At 51.7% G+C, this 14982-nt stretch carries 14 protein-coding genes; 4 read left to right on the forward strand and 10 right to left on the reverse strand.

From position 1 onward, the window contains the following. The first annotated feature begins 53 nt into the window (after nucleotides 1-53). A complete protein-coding gene (locus tag TREAZ_RS10840; RefSeq protein WP_245535023.1) occupies nucleotides 54-629 on the forward strand; it encodes an HD-GYP domain-containing protein in 576 nt (191 codons plus the stop codon). 1 nt (nucleotide 630) lies between these two features. Here TREAZ_RS10840 and TREAZ_RS10845 read toward each other — a convergent pair whose 3' ends face one another. The 9 genes from TREAZ_RS10845 to TREAZ_RS10885 all read right to left on the reverse strand — a co-directional run bounded on the left by TREAZ_RS10845 (nucleotide 631) and on the right by TREAZ_RS10885 (nucleotide 10176). Continuing rightward, nucleotides 631-1893, reverse strand: a complete 1263-nt coding sequence (locus TREAZ_RS10845; RefSeq protein WP_015711903.1) for an ABC transporter permease — start codon at nucleotides 1891-1893, stop codon at nucleotides 631-633. Further along, the gene (locus TREAZ_RS10850) at nucleotides 1894-2598 is read right to left on the reverse strand and encodes an ABC transporter ATP-binding protein (RefSeq protein ID WP_015711904.1); all 705 of its coding nucleotides are present in this window, start codon (nucleotides 2596-2598) and stop codon (nucleotides 1894-1896) included. Then, a complete protein-coding gene (locus TREAZ_RS10855) occupies nucleotides 2591-3931 on the reverse strand; it encodes an ABC transporter permease (RefSeq protein ID WP_015711905.1) in 1341 nt (446 codons plus the stop codon). Before TREAZ_RS10855 ends, TREAZ_RS10850 begins: the two co-directional genes overlap by 8 nt. Beyond that, nucleotides 3928-5106: a hypothetical protein gene (locus TREAZ_RS10860; protein WP_052297676.1), complete on the reverse strand. Its 1179-nt coding sequence runs from the start codon at nucleotides 5104-5106 to the stop codon at nucleotides 3928-3930. The genes TREAZ_RS10855 and TREAZ_RS10860 overlap by 4 nt, the downstream gene beginning before the upstream one ends. Next, nucleotides 5078-5953: a signal recognition particle-docking protein FtsY gene (ftsY, locus tag TREAZ_RS10865; RefSeq protein ID WP_015711907.1), complete on the reverse strand. Its 876-nt coding sequence runs from the start codon at nucleotides 5951-5953 to the stop codon at nucleotides 5078-5080. Before ftsY ends, TREAZ_RS10860 begins: the two co-directional genes overlap by 29 nt. Next, the gene (locus TREAZ_RS10870) at nucleotides 5954-7480 is read right to left on the reverse strand and encodes a hypothetical protein (RefSeq protein ID WP_015711908.1); all 1527 of its coding nucleotides are present in this window, start codon (nucleotides 7478-7480) and stop codon (nucleotides 5954-5956) included. Next, nucleotides 7473-8583 (reverse strand): peptide chain release factor 2 gene (prfB, locus tag TREAZ_RS10875; RefSeq protein ID WP_245535024.1). Its coding sequence is split into 2 segments (ribosomal slippage): nucleotides 7473-8510 and nucleotides 8512-8583, totalling 1110 coding nucleotides; the frame shifts between segments, so codons are not numbered across the junction. The genes TREAZ_RS10870 and prfB overlap by 8 nt, the downstream gene beginning before the upstream one ends. 1 nt (nucleotide 8584) lies before the next feature. After that, nucleotides 8585-8902 carry a CRISPR-associated protein Cas2 gene (locus tag TREAZ_RS10880; protein ID WP_015711910.1) on the reverse strand — a complete coding sequence of 106 codons (318 nt, stop codon included), beginning with the start codon at nucleotides 8900-8902 and terminating at the stop codon, nucleotides 8585-8587. Nucleotides 8903-8952: 50 nt separating this feature from the next. After that, nucleotides 8953-10176 carry a tetratricopeptide repeat protein gene (locus tag TREAZ_RS10885; protein ID WP_043923059.1) on the reverse strand — a complete coding sequence of 408 codons (1224 nt, stop codon included), beginning with the start codon at nucleotides 10174-10176 and terminating at the stop codon, nucleotides 8953-8955. Between the two features lie 149 nt (nucleotides 10177-10325). On the opposite strand from TREAZ_RS10885, the gene TREAZ_RS10890 reads away from it, so the two are divergent. The 3 genes from TREAZ_RS10890 to TREAZ_RS18110 all read left to right on the forward strand — a co-directional run bounded on the left by TREAZ_RS10890 (nucleotide 10326) and on the right by TREAZ_RS18110 (nucleotide 11563). Further along, nucleotides 10326-10586 carry a UPF0175 family protein gene (locus tag TREAZ_RS10890; protein ID WP_015711912.1) on the forward strand — a complete coding sequence of 87 codons (261 nt, stop codon included), beginning with the start codon at nucleotides 10326-10328 and terminating at the stop codon, nucleotides 10584-10586. Beyond that, the gene (locus TREAZ_RS10895; RefSeq protein ID WP_015711913.1) at nucleotides 10583-11062 is read left to right on the forward strand and encodes a PIN domain-containing protein; all 480 of its coding nucleotides are present in this window, start codon (nucleotides 10583-10585) and stop codon (nucleotides 11060-11062) included. The genes TREAZ_RS10890 and TREAZ_RS10895 overlap by 4 nt, the downstream gene beginning before the upstream one ends. Before the next feature lie 300 nt (nucleotides 11063-11362). Beyond that, nucleotides 11363-11563: a hypothetical protein gene (locus TREAZ_RS18110; RefSeq protein WP_148257798.1), complete on the forward strand. Its 201-nt coding sequence runs from the start codon at nucleotides 11363-11365 to the stop codon at nucleotides 11561-11563. A 257-nt stretch (nucleotides 11564-11820) separates the two neighbouring features. Here TREAZ_RS18110 and TREAZ_RS10900 read toward each other — a convergent pair whose 3' ends face one another. Further along, the gene (locus TREAZ_RS10900; RefSeq protein ID WP_015711915.1) at nucleotides 11821-14982 is read right to left on the reverse strand and encodes a beta strand repeat-containing protein; all 3162 of its coding nucleotides are present in this window, start codon (nucleotides 14980-14982) and stop codon (nucleotides 11821-11823) included.

Consider the following 14982-nt stretch of genomic DNA (forward strand, 5'->3'; position numbering starts at 1 on the left):
TTAGCAGGGTGGAGGATATTCAAAACTCAGTTTTACGATCCATGGCGGATTATATGGAACACCCCGGGGGCATCACCAATGGCCACCTCGGAAGAACCCGCAGGTACATAGAGCTCCTCCTCGAAATGCTCGAAAGCGCCGGTTATTATAATGAGGAAATCAGCACCTGGAACCGCGAATATTTTCTCCGCTCTTCGCTGCTCCATGACCTTGGCAAATTTTTTATCCCCGACAGCATTCTCTTAAAACCCGGGAAGCTCACAGAAGATGAATTTGAAGAGATGAAAACCCACACCCTCTCTGGCCTTCGTATGATAGAAAAAATGGAGACCTCCGCAGCTGACCTTTTTCTGCAATATGCCAAGATTTTCATAGGAACCCACCATGAATGGTGGGATGGTTCAGGCTACCCCTACGGCCTCAAGGGCAGGGAAATACCCCTCCAGGGCCGCCTCATGGCAATCGTGGATGTATATGACGCCCTCATTTCGGAACGCCCTTACAAGAAGGCCTACTCCCACAAGGAAGCTGTCCGCATTATTGCCGAGGGCAGGGACACCCACTTTGATCCGGTACTGGTGGATCTTTTTATGTCAGGCCAGCAGCGCTTCGAGAGTTACGCAGCCTAAATTAATACTTCCGCATAATTTCAATAGGCTTTAATTTCCCCGCTCTCCGCGCAGGTATCCATGACGCCAGCACTGAACTCAAAACAGTAAAAAGCCCGATAAGAAAAACCGAAGCCCTGTCTATGATGATGGGAATTTTTTCAAGATAATAACCGGAATCCAAAATCTTCACCGGCTCTCCGTTAATGAATCTTGAGAAAAAGCTCAAGAATGATTCAAGCCCCCTCACGAGCTCATTGACCGAGGCTCCTATAAGAAGGCCGGCGGCAATTCCTATAACAGAACCCGCGAGGCCCGTAAGGAAAGCACCCCAAAGGAATATGCCGCTGGTAAAACCAGGATTTGCCCCGGAAGCTTTGAGAACCGCAATGTCCCGCTGCCTTTCTATGGCAAGCATTGACGTAGCCGATGACACATTTACTGCTGCTACCATTACAATTAACGCCATGATAAAGAGAAGAAGCTGCCGTGTGGATTCGTAGGAACTGTATTGGGAACGCTGAAGCTGTTTCCAGGTATAGATGCCGTAGCCTGATCCAAGGGTTCGGCTTAAAAGCGCGGCCATAGAGTCAGCGCCATTATAGGGATCGTCGATTTTAAGCATAAGGTAAGAAGCCGAAGTATCCGGGAGTATGCGCTGCCCTGCCTCGGTATTCATGACGCACCAAAGAGAATCAAGGTCGCGGTAGCCGGAGGAAATAATGCCCCTCACCGTAAAGACCGTAACCCTGGGCATGTTCCTCCCGTCAGCTGTAACCCTGATGGTCATAATCCGCACAGTGCTCCCGGCCTCGGCGCCTATGGATTTTGCAAGCTCCTCCCCCAAAAGCACATCCTTGTCGTCAGAAATGCGGCTCTCCCCGGAAATGGTTTCCAAATACTTTTGGCTTCCCTCGTCTTCCCAAAAAGAATTATCCACTGCCCTGATGGTAGCGCCCCGGGAACCCTTGTTCCCCACCAGCACCCCGAGCCCGTGCTTCTCCGCCCAGGCGCCCTTGATGCCTGCAGTGTTTTTTATCAGGCTTGAAGGCTCTTCAGGATCCAAAGGGTGGGCGTAATTGTAAATCTGCAAATGCCCTGTCCCAAGTTCTATATAACGGTCAGTTATGCCCCGTATCATGCCGTCAGCCACGATGAGGGTTACAACAATGGGGATAAGGCTTAAGGCTATACCCCCTGCAGCCCCCCTAAGGTAACGGCCCCCTTCCCGGGCCCTGCCCAGGAGATAGCGGAGGGCAATAAAAAAAGCAGCCCCGGCTTTCACTTAAGCCTGCCCTCCATTAAGCGAAAGCCTGCCGTTTTCCAGAGTATAACGCACCATAGCCCGACGGGCCACTGTTTCATCATGGGTTACCACGATGAGGGTCTTGCCCCATTTTTCCGCCCCGGCGTAAAGGAGTTCCGCAACCATGGCGCTGTTCTGGGGATCAAGGTTTCCGGTGGGCTCGTCAGCAAGGATCATGTCGGGATCGTTTATCATAGCCCTGGCAGCCGCCACCCGCTGGCGTTCCCCCCCAGAAAGCTGGGAAGGGTAATGACCTGCCCTGTCGCTCAAGTTCACATCGGAGAGAAGAGCTTTTGCCTTTTCAATGGCGGCCTTTTTCTTCATCCCCGCCATATACGCAGGGAGCATCACATTCTCCAGGGCTGTAAAATCTTTTAAAAGATAATGAAACTGAAATATAAAACCAATGCTCTTCTGCCTGTAGGAAGAAAGGCCGCTTTCGGAAAGGCCTGAAATGTCTTTCCCCGAAACATATACATGGCCTTCGTCGGAACGATCCAGGCCCCCTATAATATTGAGGAAGGTGCTTTTCCCGCTGCCGCTCTGGCCCGTAACCGCCACAGAGCTTCCCTGCCCGGCTTCGAAATCTATGCCTTTCAGGATATGCAGGGTTTCCGCACCGGAAATAAAATTCTTGGAGAGACCTTCGACACGGACTACTGTCTTGTCCCAATTGCTATTCATAACGCAAAACCTCCGCAGGCCTTGTACGGGATGCCTTAAGGGACGCAAACCACGCCGCCACAAGGGCCGATAAAAACCCGAAAAAGAAAATCAGGATCACCTCGTGGGGTACGATCCTTGAGGGTATTTCCTTGATATAAAAAACCTGGGGCGAAAAAACAGAGAATTCCCCTGACCCGGACGGATCATTTCCTAAAAGTGAAGCTATGCCATTGGCGGCGCCTATAAAAAGATTCACCAGGGTTTCAAGAAAGGTGAAAAAGGCCGGAATATGGAAAGCTACAAAAAGGCCGAGAACAAGGCCAAGCCCCGCCCCCGCAAAGCCGATGATGAGGCCGTCCCACACAAAAATGAGCCGCACTGCAAGTTCCGAAGCGCCCAATGCCCGGAGCAGCCCTATCTCCTCGCGCTTCTCGAGTACAGTACGCCGCTGGGCCTGGAATATATTGAGACCCACCACGATAAAGATGAGACCTACCAGAATAAACATCATGAGCTTTTCTGTCCTTAAAGCGCCAAAAAAAGCACGGTTATAATCACGCCAGGAAACTACAACAGGAATTTCTTCGCCACCCCAGGGAGTAGTCCTTTCAAGAAGCCCATTAATGGAATCCATGCTTCGCCTGTCCTGCCAGCGGTCCTTGAGCTTTATCTCCAGTATGGGCTTGTTTCCCTCGGGGGCTAATTCGGCGGCCTTGTCTATATTGATATAAGCCCAGCCCAAATCGTATTCATAATAACCGCAGCGGAATATCCCCGTTACAGTATACTGAAGGCTTCCGCCTTCTTCATCGCTGAAAGACGAGAAGCCGCCGGAAATTGAAAGGATGGTAACCTGATCCCCGGCCTTGACAGAAAGATACCGCGCAAGCTCAGCTCCCAGAACTATGCCATTGGGATAATCAAGATCAAAATAGCCATCCTCGATTTCCAGTTTTGCTGCCAGGGTTAAATCATTTTCAAGGGCATCAGGGGGAAGCCCCCTCAGCACCGCGCCCCGGGAGCTTGCAAGCCTCCCGCGCATAAGCACATTGGTTTCCCTAAAGGGAACCGCGGAAAGCACCCCAGGCAAGGCCCTGATGCGATTCTGCAGATCTTCGCCTGCTTCAGCTGCGGGAAAATTCTCTACCCTCAGATGGCCCGAAGAAATCTCGAGTATACTCTCGATAAAACCCATCTGAAAGCCGTTCATCACCGCAATAATCACGATGAGGGCAAGCACACCTGTTGCTATGCCAAGAACAGAAAAAACAGTTGCAGGCGAATTGCGCCTCCCCCTTGAGACATAGCGGGCAGCAATAAAGCCTATCCAGGACGCGGCTTTGATATTCATTTTTTTGCCTGGGGACGAACCCGCTCTTCGCTTATTTTCCGCCCGTCTTCCCAGACAGCCCGCAGTATTACTGAGCCGTTCATGTAAAGCTCCTCAACTTCCCGATTCCCCTGGGAACGCACTGTCCGTTCCAGGGTTTCGCCGCGATAGTCCTTTTCCATGATCCGGTTCCCTTCGGAATCATATTCATATTGGGTGGTTCTTTCGTCATCCCCTGATTTCCAGAACACTGAATCGAGCCTGTCCCCTGTCCAGGTGTTTTTGATTTCCCCGATTAATTCTCCCTCTTCGTCCCTTCGGGTTTCGCTGAGTATCCTGCCCCGGTCATCGGTGGTATATGATACTTTCGTCCCCGCAGTAATAAGTATGTCGTTGAAGAATTCGCTGCTGTAGGCAAATCCCGGATTCACAAACTCTACACCCTTGGAAAAACCCGGACTGATGCCCGGAAACCCGATCTTTGCTTTTTCACCCTCCGCAATATCTGAATGGTATACCCGCTCTATAGCCCTGAGCGAATGGGATCGGGTATAGCGGTAATAATCGGTTGTCAGGAGAACAAGCTCAGGAGCAGCGGGCTCGGGCGCAGCGTTCAGACCAGGGCTCGCTTCACCTTCTGCCAATAGCGGTTCATTTTCAGGCGGGACCTCTCCGGCCTCTTCAACCTGAACCTCCTCTTTTTTAAGCCATGTTTCTGCCCTTATTAAAGTTCCCTGACTGTAAAAGAACCGGAAAATTGATTCGGTGCCGTCAGCCAGAAACTGGTGCTCTTCGGTAATAAAACGATCCTTGTCGAATAGTTCGATAAAACCTGTTCTGGCTTCCCCTTCCTCCGCAACCGAGGCATTGAGTCTGGTTATCCCTTTTTCGTCCCTGAAAATCCACTGCTGCTTCAACAGTTCCCCTTTTTCATAGAGGCGCCTGTTTTCTATGGAAAACTCGTCACTGTAATAAGAAAGAAGCAGACTTGGGGCTTCAGGGCTTTTCCGTATTTCAAGGCTGTATTCGTTCCGTAATGCGGCGAAAGCCGAGGGGATCAATTCTATAGCCAGGCCCGAAGCATTGGAACGATACCATAGAGACTGTTCCTGGGCGGCGAGAATATTTCCCAGTGCAAGGAGACAAACAATAATAATGAGCCGGGGCTTAGACAAGGCCGGAAAATTCTTCAGCATACGTTTTTGAATCAAAAGGTTTTATATCTCCGTATTTCTCGCCGGTGCAGAGGAAGATTACAGGGAGGGCAAGATCTTCGGCCAGGGAAAATACCACCCCGCCCTTTGCGCTGGAGTCGAATTTGGTAAGTATGACCCCGTCAATGGAAACTGCCTGATGGAAAATCTCTGCCTGGGCAAGGGCATTCCTGCCGGTGGTAGCATCCAGCACGAGGTATTTTATATACCTGGCGTCTTTTGCTTTGGATTCCACAATGCGGTCGATTTTCTTCAGCTCTTCCACAAGGGCCGATTTGGTGTGCATCCTCCCTGCTGTATCCGCAATGATCACATCCCCGCCGCCGGCCTGGGCAGCTTCGACAGCATCATACACCACAGCCGCAGGGTCTCCGCCATGCTGATGGGCCACTACCCGCACGCCAAGACGCTCGCCATGTATCTTGAGCTGATCAATGGCGGCAGCCCTGAAAGTATCCCCTGCCGCCAGTATGGGTTTTTTCCCTTCACCGCGCATCTTGTCGGCAAGCTTGGCCGCAGTAGTAGTCTTGCCAACTCCATTTACCCCAAGGAGAAGAATAATAGCGAGGCCGCCGCCTTCAGGCGGTACGGCTTTCTTTGCCTTGAGGAGCATAGCCTCGAGCAATTTCGCCAGAATCTTCCTTGCCCCCTCTCCGTCCGCTACTTTTTCCTTCTTGCAGGCATCTTTGAGTTCGTCCGCAAGGCGGTAAGCCCCGGCAGCGCCGAAATCGCCTTCTACCAGGAGATCTGTAAGATCCTCAAAGACTTCTCCGGAAAGGGTTTTGCCAATTCCGAAAAAGTTCTTGATTTTATCAGAGAAAACACTCATCTATTTATTCTCCTGGGAAGGGAACCGAGCAATGGGGGCGGAATCCGCCCCTGAAGTATAGAGATACCGTATAATGCGATAGACAGTTTCCGCAGCAGCGAGGCCTATCACTATATAAGCGCCGGTTTGGACATAGCCAGCCCGTACCGCCTTGTCGTACATTTCCTGCTGTTCTGCAGGACCTTTGGTTGCAGCCCCATAATTGTACGCATTTATATAATTACCCGCCATGCCAATGGCAACCATGGAAAGGGGCAGGGCAACCCAAAGGCGGCCGTAGGCGCCGTAGAATTTCTTCCTCGCCGTATTCACCCGCTTTTCTTCCGGGGAGACAGGCACCCTGGTTTCGTAGTTTAAATTTTCCCCACCATCGCGCCCTGGCCCCGTGAATTCCGCGCTTCCCCTGATGACAGCATCACTGCGGTAAACCGCAGATCCAGTTTCGCCCGAAGGAGTCTCCACGCTGATATAGGCAAATTGATCCCTCGGCAATTCCAGGGTAAGCGGGGCAGTGCCCATATAAAGGCCGCCCAGGTAAACTGATGATCCAGGGCTTTGAGGCACATCGACAGTAAAACTGCTAAGGCTCAAGGGCGCAAGATTAATGTAAAGCTCCGCGATTTCCCCTGCAATTAATTCCATAGGCACAACCACAGAATTGTAATTATCCGCATGAATGGTAACTTCAACCTCCCCTGGGGAGCGATCCTTTCGGGGGACTTCGCCACTGCCGGCATAAGATCCGTTGATGACGACCATGGCATCTTCTGGCCCTGCATGGACTGCAATGGCGGCAGGCAGGGTTTCCGAAACCGCAAGCGCAAGCCGTGTCGAGAGTTCATCCACAGCGATGTTGATATCTTCGGGAGAAAATATGATGCTGTCTTCATAGCTAAACGAGCGGGTATGAATGGTATACATCTCAAGATTCAATAAAATCCTGCCATGGTATTCCGACACGATCCCGGTAATGAAAGCATCTACATTCTGGCTTTTGCAGAACCGGTATTCAGCCCCGGCCTTCGGGGCTGCGGGCCACACGCCCTTTTTATTATCTTCAGTAAACTGGAATTTTGGAACAGAAGCAATTTCCGGAATCTCCGATTCCAGCTCCTTTAGATTTTCTTCAAGCTTTACAATTTCAGCTTCTTTGGTTTTAAGATCCTTCCGATACTTCCAGCCTGCCGTGCCCTGGTAGAGCAGAAGATCCCGCTCGTTGCGTTTTGTCGCAAGGGCTTTTGCGGCGGCAGAGACAGACTTTGTCCAGGCGTAATCCTGGTAGTATTCCGCTTCGTCGCCGCTGCGGTAACGTATTTCTACAGCTTTAAGGGCATCGGTAAGGTCGCGGATCAAAATATCCCCCATGATCTTCCGTGAAGCAGGGAGGGCCGATGCATCAAAAGCGGTTACACAGAGCGTCCAGTTGGGATTTAAGGGATCAGGCTTTGCCTCCGGTTCTCCCCTGCTGAACAACGGGGAGAGCAAAAAAAGCGCCAATACCCCGGCCAGGAAAAACCGTTTATACATGGGCATTGTTCCAGGCAAAACGCAGGTATTCTTCGATAAAGAGATCGATATCCCCGTCCATGACAGCCTGGATATTTCCGGCCTCCGCTTTGGTACGGTAATCCTTCACCATGGTATAGGGCTGGAAAACATAGGAGCGTATCTGGTTCCCCCAGGAAATATCCTTTTTTTCCTGGGCGAACTTTTCGTTGTCCTTTTCTTTTTCCAGCCTGTAGTATTCATAAAGCCGGGCCCTGAGCATGCTCATGCCTATGGCGCGGTTCATGGTCTGGCTCCGTTCGCTCTGGCAGGCGACCACAATGCCTGTAGGAAGGTGGGTGAAACGCACGGCACTGTCGGTCTTGTTGACATGCTGGCCCCCTGCGCCGCCTGAACGGTAGGTATCCACCCTGAGATCCTCGGGCCGTATATCGACCTCGATGGTATCGTCCAGCACCGGGAAGAGGTACACAGAAGCAAAAGAAGTGTGCCGCCTCGCGTTGGCGTCAAAGGGAGAAATGCGCACCAGCCTGTGCACCCCCGACTCCCCCTTCAGGTAGCCATACGCGTAGTCCCCTTCGATCTTGACCGTGGCGGACTTGATTCCCCCCTCGGCCTCGAGGCGATCAACCTCGGTAAGGGTAAAGCCCCTGCGCTCGGCCCAGCGGAGGTACATGCGGTAGAGCATCTGGGACCAGTCGCAGGCTTCGGTACCCCCCGCGCCCGAATGCACCGTGAGGAAGCAGCCGTTCTTGTCCACCTCGCCGCTCATGAGCTCCAGGATATTCTGCTTCTCATAACGGCCTTTCATGTTTTTTAAGGCGGCTTCTATTTCTTTGCTTTGGGATTCGTCTTTCTCGTCCTGGGAAAGCCCGAAAAGAGTTTCAAGATCCTCCATCTCGCTCCTGAGTTCCCGCCAGGGTTCATAACGGTTTTTAAGCGCCTTGAGTTCCCCCATGACCTTTTCGGCCCTGGAACTGTCGCTCCAGAAATCGGCCGCCCCGGTCTTGGCTTCGAGATCAGCTATGCGCTGTGAAAAGTTGGCGTCTTCAAAGACGCCTCCAGGTATTATTGATTTGGGCTTTTAACTCCCCAATAGGCGCTCCCAGTTCAGTCAATTGCATGTTATCTCCTTTTCTTTGCCGCAGGCGCCGGCTTCGGCGCCGCCACACTGTTTCTTGCCACAATACGCCGCCATTTCTTTTCTTTTAGGGAAGTGAGCACCAGGGCGCCATCCAGGGGAAATTGAAAGAGCCGGAGCCTGTCAAAAGCATCAGTAGCCTTGTCCAAATCCCTCTTGAGCCTGCCCAGGGTATCGGCGGAAACAAAGGCCGACTCCCAGAGCCCCCTCTGCACTATTTCAAACCCGTATTGACCCAGCAGGTCGGCCAGCTCTTTGGCCCTCCCTTCGGAACCGGGATCAACCGCAATTGATACAAACATGATTATAATTTAGGTAAAAATGAAGAAATTGTAAACCCTAAAACACACCTTTATTTGACCAATGCTGCCAGTGATGCCTGTATCCATTCGGCGGATTCGTCGGGGTAGGCCGGCTGGGCAGAGAGAAATTCGAAGAGGCTTTCCCGGGGCTGCCCAAGGAAGTAGTAGCACTGGCCCAGGTAAAAACGGGCCCGGGCTTCCGACGCGCTGCTCCGGGGGAGGCCAAGATAGCCTGCGAGGGCATTCCGGCAGCCATCCCAGTCTTTTTTCAGAAAAAAATCCTGCATTATGGAATAGAGGGCATACTCCTCGCCGCCCCCAGGGGCTTCAAGATCCTGGCTGAAAGCCCTGGGGCTTTTGGCAAGGCTCGATTTTCTCTGCACCGGTTCAAGATCCTCCAGGGCTTTGGATGCTTCCGGGCTGAGCTCAACCGGGGACGGGGTTTCATCAAAGGCATTCATTCCCGGCACAGCCGCGGCCAGGGAAATCATGGGCAGCGGCAACGAGCGTATGCTGGCAGAGGAAGACAACCCTACCCCGTCCGATCCCTGGGGAACCTCGACAGCTTCGACCGTGGCGTTTCTGCCGGGATACAATGCCGCTGTCCCCCGGGTCAAATCATCCTCGAAAATAACCGCATAATAGTAGGGAATCCCCGGCACAGGATAATCTATAAAAGGCGAGGCAATATCAGGCTGCACGATTACAGCCCCCACAAGGTCCCGGGCCTGCTTCAAGGGCCGGGCGCTCCTGTAGAGCACCACAGCCCTGCCTCTGTCTTCGGCTCTGAACGTGACGATGACGCTATCACCCTCGACCGCAGCCGACAGACTGTTGACGCCAGGTTCGCCGCCATGCGCAATCTCCGCCGGAGGCGCCGCGGGACTCACGGCAAGCCTATCCGAAGATTCCAAAATCTCTATACCGATGCTGTTGTCAGGAGGCAGAGGCAGTTCAAAACGCTGCCCCTCGGTATCGCTTGCCGCAACGAAATAGTACCAGGTTCCCGGAAATTCAACTTCGTCGATATAAGACTGAACCCCATAGGGCACTTTGATGAGCCTCCCCAAAATGGAAAGGTCTGTACCGGGTTCAAAAGGCGAAACCGACCGGTAAATATACACCGGCCCCCTGGCATCAACAGAATCAACCCAGGTTAAGCGCAGGAGGTTGTTCTTTGCCTCCCCCTGAAGTCCGGTCACATTCTGTGCGGAAAGGGAGATGGAAAGGGCGGCCATAAGCAGGACGAGCCAAAGGGCTCTCGGGGAAGTCATGGCTTAAGTTTAATAGGAATGCAAAAATGCGTCCAGAGCTTTGGATCGTCAATGCGTGAACCGGTACCATTTTTTTATCCTCTCGTGCGCCTTGCAACCTGGGACAAAACATGATAAATTTACGTTATACTTAATAGGGGAGGTTCGGTATGCAGCAGGCAGCCATATCGTTTTCCGATGATTTATTGCTCTCGTTGAATATGTCCGTGGGTGAGCTTGTTTCCTCCATGCGGAAAGAATACGCTACAAAGATGTATCAGCAGGGCAAGCTGACCCTTGGACAGGGGGCGGAATTCTGCGGAATATGCCTCTATGACTTTACCGCTCTCCTTGCTGTTCAGGATATTCCGGTTATCAATTATGAAATCGAAGATTTAGACCGGGAGCTTGCAAGCATCGGTGTAGAATGATTATTGTCTGCGATTCTGCCCCGCTCTTTGCCCTGACGGTATGCGGTCACCTTGATTTGCCTGAAAAACTCTACGATGAAGTATTGATCCCGGAGGCGGTTTATCAGGAAGCAGCCGTACCAGGTAAACCACATGCAGATAAAATTGCTGAATGGGCGCAGGGTAAGGTTGTTGAAATTACCGATATTGAGCTTTGTCGCTCCATAAAGTTATCCCTGCATAAAGGTGAGGCGGAAGCGATTACCCTATACAAAGAAAAATCCGCCGACTTGCTTTTGATTGATGAGAAGAAGGGCCGGAAGGTCGCGGAATACTATGATGTTAAAATAATTGGTACGATTGGGCTGCTCTTAAAAGCTAAACAGGAAGGGTTTTTACCCCGGATAAAGCCGTGCATTGAATTATTGCAGCAATCTACGGTACGAATTACCCCGGCGCTATACCGAAGGGCATTGGAACGCGCTGGTGAAGAATGAGGCTACCGATATGACAGCCGTTTCCGCGCTTGAAGCCCGGTTTTTACCCTTACTACCGCCGAATTGCAGTCGGATATAGCCAATGCCAAACGCTTTGCCATCACTCATAATTGCTGATGCACACGCCACCTTTGGCGGCGATGTATAACCATATTCCTTGCCACACAGCCCTGAAAGGGCTGATGCAAGCTGCCTAATCGGCCTTACCAATAACAACCTTCTTGACATTCTTCACTCGTTATTCGGAACCGTAACGGTTACGCCAGAAATAGCCATCGAATACGGACTTGATTTACCGGAATGGATAACGGTCGTAACGGTAAAGAACACCGTACAACGGGGAAGGAGTTGATTTACACTCTGCTGGAGGCAGCCCTGTATGCAGCGCTTGAAGCCGCTGTGTGGACCGCTACTTCACCCTATGATGTAGCCCGCTCCCGTACCATTTCGCCAATGAGCTGTGTCGGCGTAATATTCCGTCTGAAAACTACCCTTCACTAGTCATTAATCCGTATGTTGCATTGTTCTTTTGCAAAGCGCTCTTTCCTTAAGGAAATAATATTGTGATAAAATACTATTATCGGAGGTCATTCATAATTATGATGCTGATAATCCGTTCTTTGGCAACGGAGCTCATTTTCGCGGTCAATTATTCTGAATACAATGGGGGAAAAAACCAGCCCTAAGCGGCATTTTACCGCCGCCCTTGAACCGGACTATATCTCTTCAGAAAGTAAATCAGAAACCCTGATGTAGCCTCATTCTATCCAGCCCCCGGCTGAACCGCTTAAGGTGCTGTCCAAGTTCTGGGCAGGCGTTACCGTGGTTTCACGCCTTCTAGTGCTGTTCAACGCATAATACGAAATCACCGCATGTCCCTGAGAGCTCCGTATCGCACCGTCTAAAGCTTTGGTCATATTGTTCTTGGAGTAGTCGGGAGATGCTGTATTTGCCGTATAACCGTAAATAATTCCACCTGTCTTGGTAAAGGATGTCTGTTCCCAGTCAACATATACCCCACCACCTCTACTGTAGACACCAGTGACGGTATTGCCGGAGATTTCGCCACCTTTCATGGCAAAAGTTGAGCGGAAGACATACACCCCGCCGCCCCCTCCAATAGTGTCGAGTAAGTTGACGGTATTGCCGGAGATTTTACCGCCCTCCATATTAAAGGTTCCGTAGTAGACACACACCCCGCCGCCCCCTCCAGAGTAGTAAGGCACCGTAATGATGACGGTATTGCCGAAGATTTCACCGTTTTTCATGGTAAAAGTTCCGTGGGTAACATTCACCCCGCCGCCGCCGCCATAAGAGTCGCCCAAGTCGGCTGTATTACCGAAAATTTCGCCGTCCCCCATGGTAAAGATCCCATAGCTGACATATACCCCCCCATGGGTATTGCCAGAGATTCTACCATCCTCCATGGCAAAGGCTCCGTAGTGAACAGACACTCCATGGGTATTGCCAGAGATTTCGCCGCTTTTCATGGTAAAGGTTCCGTGATCGTCAACATATACCCCAGTGAATCTGTTGCCGGAGATTTCGCCGTTTTTCATAGTAAAGGTTCCGCTGGTTTCCACACCATTGCTGTTGCCGACAATTTTGCCATCCTCCATGAAAAAGGTCCCATCAGTGTATACATACGCCCCACCACCGCTGTTGGCAGTATTATCGAAAATTTCGCCGTTTTTCATAGTAAAGGTTCCTAGGCAGACATACACCCCACCGCCGTAGCTGTTGCTGGAGGGGGTGGCGGCGGTATTACCGACGATTTTACCGTTTTTCATAGTAAAGGCTCCGTCGGCATACACCCCGCCACCGTAGCTATCGTTGGTACTACTGGAGAAACTGGCGCTGCAGCTGGCGGTATTGCTGGAGATTTCGCCGCTTTCCATGACAAAGGTTCCGTTAACAGCAACAAATATCCCGCCGCCGGTGCTGTGGCTATCACTAGTATCTTCAGGGTTACTGCTGGCAGTATTGCCGGAGATTTTGCCGCTAATCATGGTAAAGGTTCCATGGTTAGCAACATACACCCCACCGCCGAGGCTGACGAGACTGCTGTGACCGCCGTTATCGGTGGTGACGGCGGCATTGTCGGAGATCTCGCCGCCATCCATGGTAAAGGTTCCATAATCGGCAACATACACCCCACCGCCATGGATGATACTATTGCTGTAAGCGCCAGAAGGGGTGGCGGTGGCGGTATTGCCAGTGATACGGGCGCCATGCTTCATGTGCAAGTTACCGTAATTATTTACACGCACCAGCGACACAGTATTATCCGTACGCCCTTTCAGGGTGATATTATTATCCAGCGCCAGGGTATAGCCGCTCTCGATGGTGAAAAGACTTCCGGTTGTGATCAGGTTTATTTCCCTCAGCCTGCCTTCCCCTCTCAGGGTGATGGTAACGCCGCCTTGTACCAGATTTGCCGCATTAAGAGTGAAAGGGGCAATAGTAGCGTCGGCGTTCAGTGTGATGGTATAGCCCGTGTTTACTGTGGTATTGCCTGGAGTCCCGAACCAGTCAAGAATATCTGTAAAGGTATTAGCCTCATATATCGATCCCGGTATCCCGTCTTCTTCTAGAACATAGCAACCCGCATAAACAGTAACGGCCGCAATATTGCTGGCTGCTGCAACACTTGTATTGCCATTTACGCTGTTGTTAGTATTGGTAACTATCACGTAATAGTACAGGGTTCCCGCCGTTGCGGTGGAAGAAGGTATATAACTTGCCGAGTCTGTGCCTACCGGGGTTCCCCCGATCATACTGTTCGTGGCGTTGCTGTACCACTGATAGGAGAGGGTTCCGCTGTCCGTTACGCTTGCCGTTACAGAGAGGGCCGTTGCCGCTGCGCCCACGGAATAATCCGCGCCTGTGGGTTGACCGCTTATTTCCGGGACTTTGGCGTTGACGATAACAGTAATCTCGGCGGTGGCGAACTTGCTGGTGTCATGGGTAGAAATAGCCTTAACCGTCAGGGTTGTCGCAGTTTCACCGGCATCAATGGTTAAAAGTCCATCCCCGTTGATCGTGGTTCCCGAGACAGAGGATCCCACAATTCCCCAGGTAACCGTTTGCACCGCATCCCCAGTAACAGTTACCACAGCACCGAACTGCTGATCTTCCCCTTTTCCCACACTCACCGTTTGTGGACTTACCGCAATACTTTTAACCTCCGGCAACCGGGAAAAATCATCCTCCGTAAAGGTATACTCCGCCCGGGTGGTCAGTTGCTGATAAATATGGGCAATCTCGCTTTGTCCAACCTTGCCCGCCGGGCCGGTCAGTTCAACCGCTATCCAGTAGTAGCCCGAGAGGACAGAAGTATTGCCGCTGCTGATTTTGATCCCATCACTTTCAGTGATGATTCCCTGGGTAAGCAGATTAATTACCAGGGGAGCACCGCCGTTTATGGCGCTAATGGCGATGGTTCCGGTGCTTACATTAGCGGGGAAGCTTATCGTATAATCCAGGGTTCCGTGTGCCGTACCCATCACGGTGGGTACGCCCAGTTCCACTTCAACAGAAAGGGTTTCCCCTGGGATTACCTGGATACCCGTTTTGGTACCCGTTATCAGTACCGGTGTGGAACTGGATGTAGCATAACCCTTAACCTCCAGGTCCCAAATCCCCTCTGTCAGTTCCACCTCCGCAGTAGCGGCGTTGATGTTTATATACACGTTTACCGTGGTTTTATCCAAAGCGGTAAATACCAGCCGGTAGTATAAGCCCTTCGCACCGGGCAGCAAGGTACGGGTGCCGGGGCTTCCGAGGCTTACTTGTACCAGTCCTTTTCCCGCCGTGGGGACCTGTTTCGTTTCCAGGGATAGATTCTCACATCCCCCAAAGATCAAAAGCCCTATGATCAGCGCCAACAGCGCCGGCATTGTTTTTTTCGTTCCTTTCAT

This window comes from Leadbettera azotonutricia ZAS-9 (assembly GCF_000214355.1).
Classification (GTDB): Bacteria; Spirochaetota; Spirochaetia; order Treponematales; family Breznakiellaceae; genus Leadbettera; species Leadbettera azotonutricia.

Bases quoted from the DNA above. Each gene is read 5' to 3' on its own strand.
- TREAZ_RS18110 (WP_148257798.1), top strand. From the start codon at position 11,363: ATGGATAACGGTCGTAACGGTAAAGAACACCGTACAACGGGGAAGGAG.
- TREAZ_RS10840 (WP_245535023.1), top strand. From the start codon at position 54: ATGGAACACCCCGGGGGCATCACCAATGGCCACCTCGGAAGAACCCGC.
- ftsY (WP_015711907.1), bottom strand. From the start codon at position 5,953: ATGAGTGTTTTCTCTGATAAAATCAAGAACTTTTTCGGAATTGGCAAA.
- TREAZ_RS10895 (WP_015711913.1), top strand. From the start codon at position 10,583: ATGATTATTGTCTGCGATTCTGCCCCGCTCTTTGCCCTGACGGTATGC.
- TREAZ_RS10850 (WP_015711904.1), bottom strand. From the start codon at position 2,598: ATGAATAGCAATTGGGACAAGACAGTAGTCCGTGTCGAAGGTCTCTCC.
- TREAZ_RS10880 (WP_015711910.1), bottom strand. From the start codon at position 8,902: ATGTTTGTATCAATTGCGGTTGATCCCGGTTCCGAAGGGAGGGCCAAA.
- TREAZ_RS10885 (WP_043923059.1), bottom strand. From the start codon at position 10,176: ATGACTTCCCCGAGAGCCCTTTGGCTCGTCCTGCTTATGGCCGCCCTT.
- TREAZ_RS10870 (WP_015711908.1), bottom strand. From the start codon at position 7,480: ATGTATAAACGGTTTTTCCTGGCCGGGGTATTGGCGCTTTTTTTGCTC.
- TREAZ_RS10855 (WP_015711905.1), bottom strand. From the start codon at position 3,931: ATGAATATCAAAGCCGCGTCCTGGATAGGCTTTATTGCTGCCCGCTAT.
- TREAZ_RS10860 (WP_052297676.1), bottom strand. From the start codon at position 5,106: ATGCTGAAGAATTTTCCGGCCTTGTCTAAGCCCCGGCTCATTATTATT.
- TREAZ_RS10900 (WP_015711915.1), bottom strand. From the start codon at position 14,982: ATGAAAGGAACGAAAAAAACAATGCCGGCGCTGTTGGCGCTGATCATA.
- TREAZ_RS10890 (WP_015711912.1), top strand. From the start codon at position 10,326: ATGCAGCAGGCAGCCATATCGTTTTCCGATGATTTATTGCTCTCGTTG.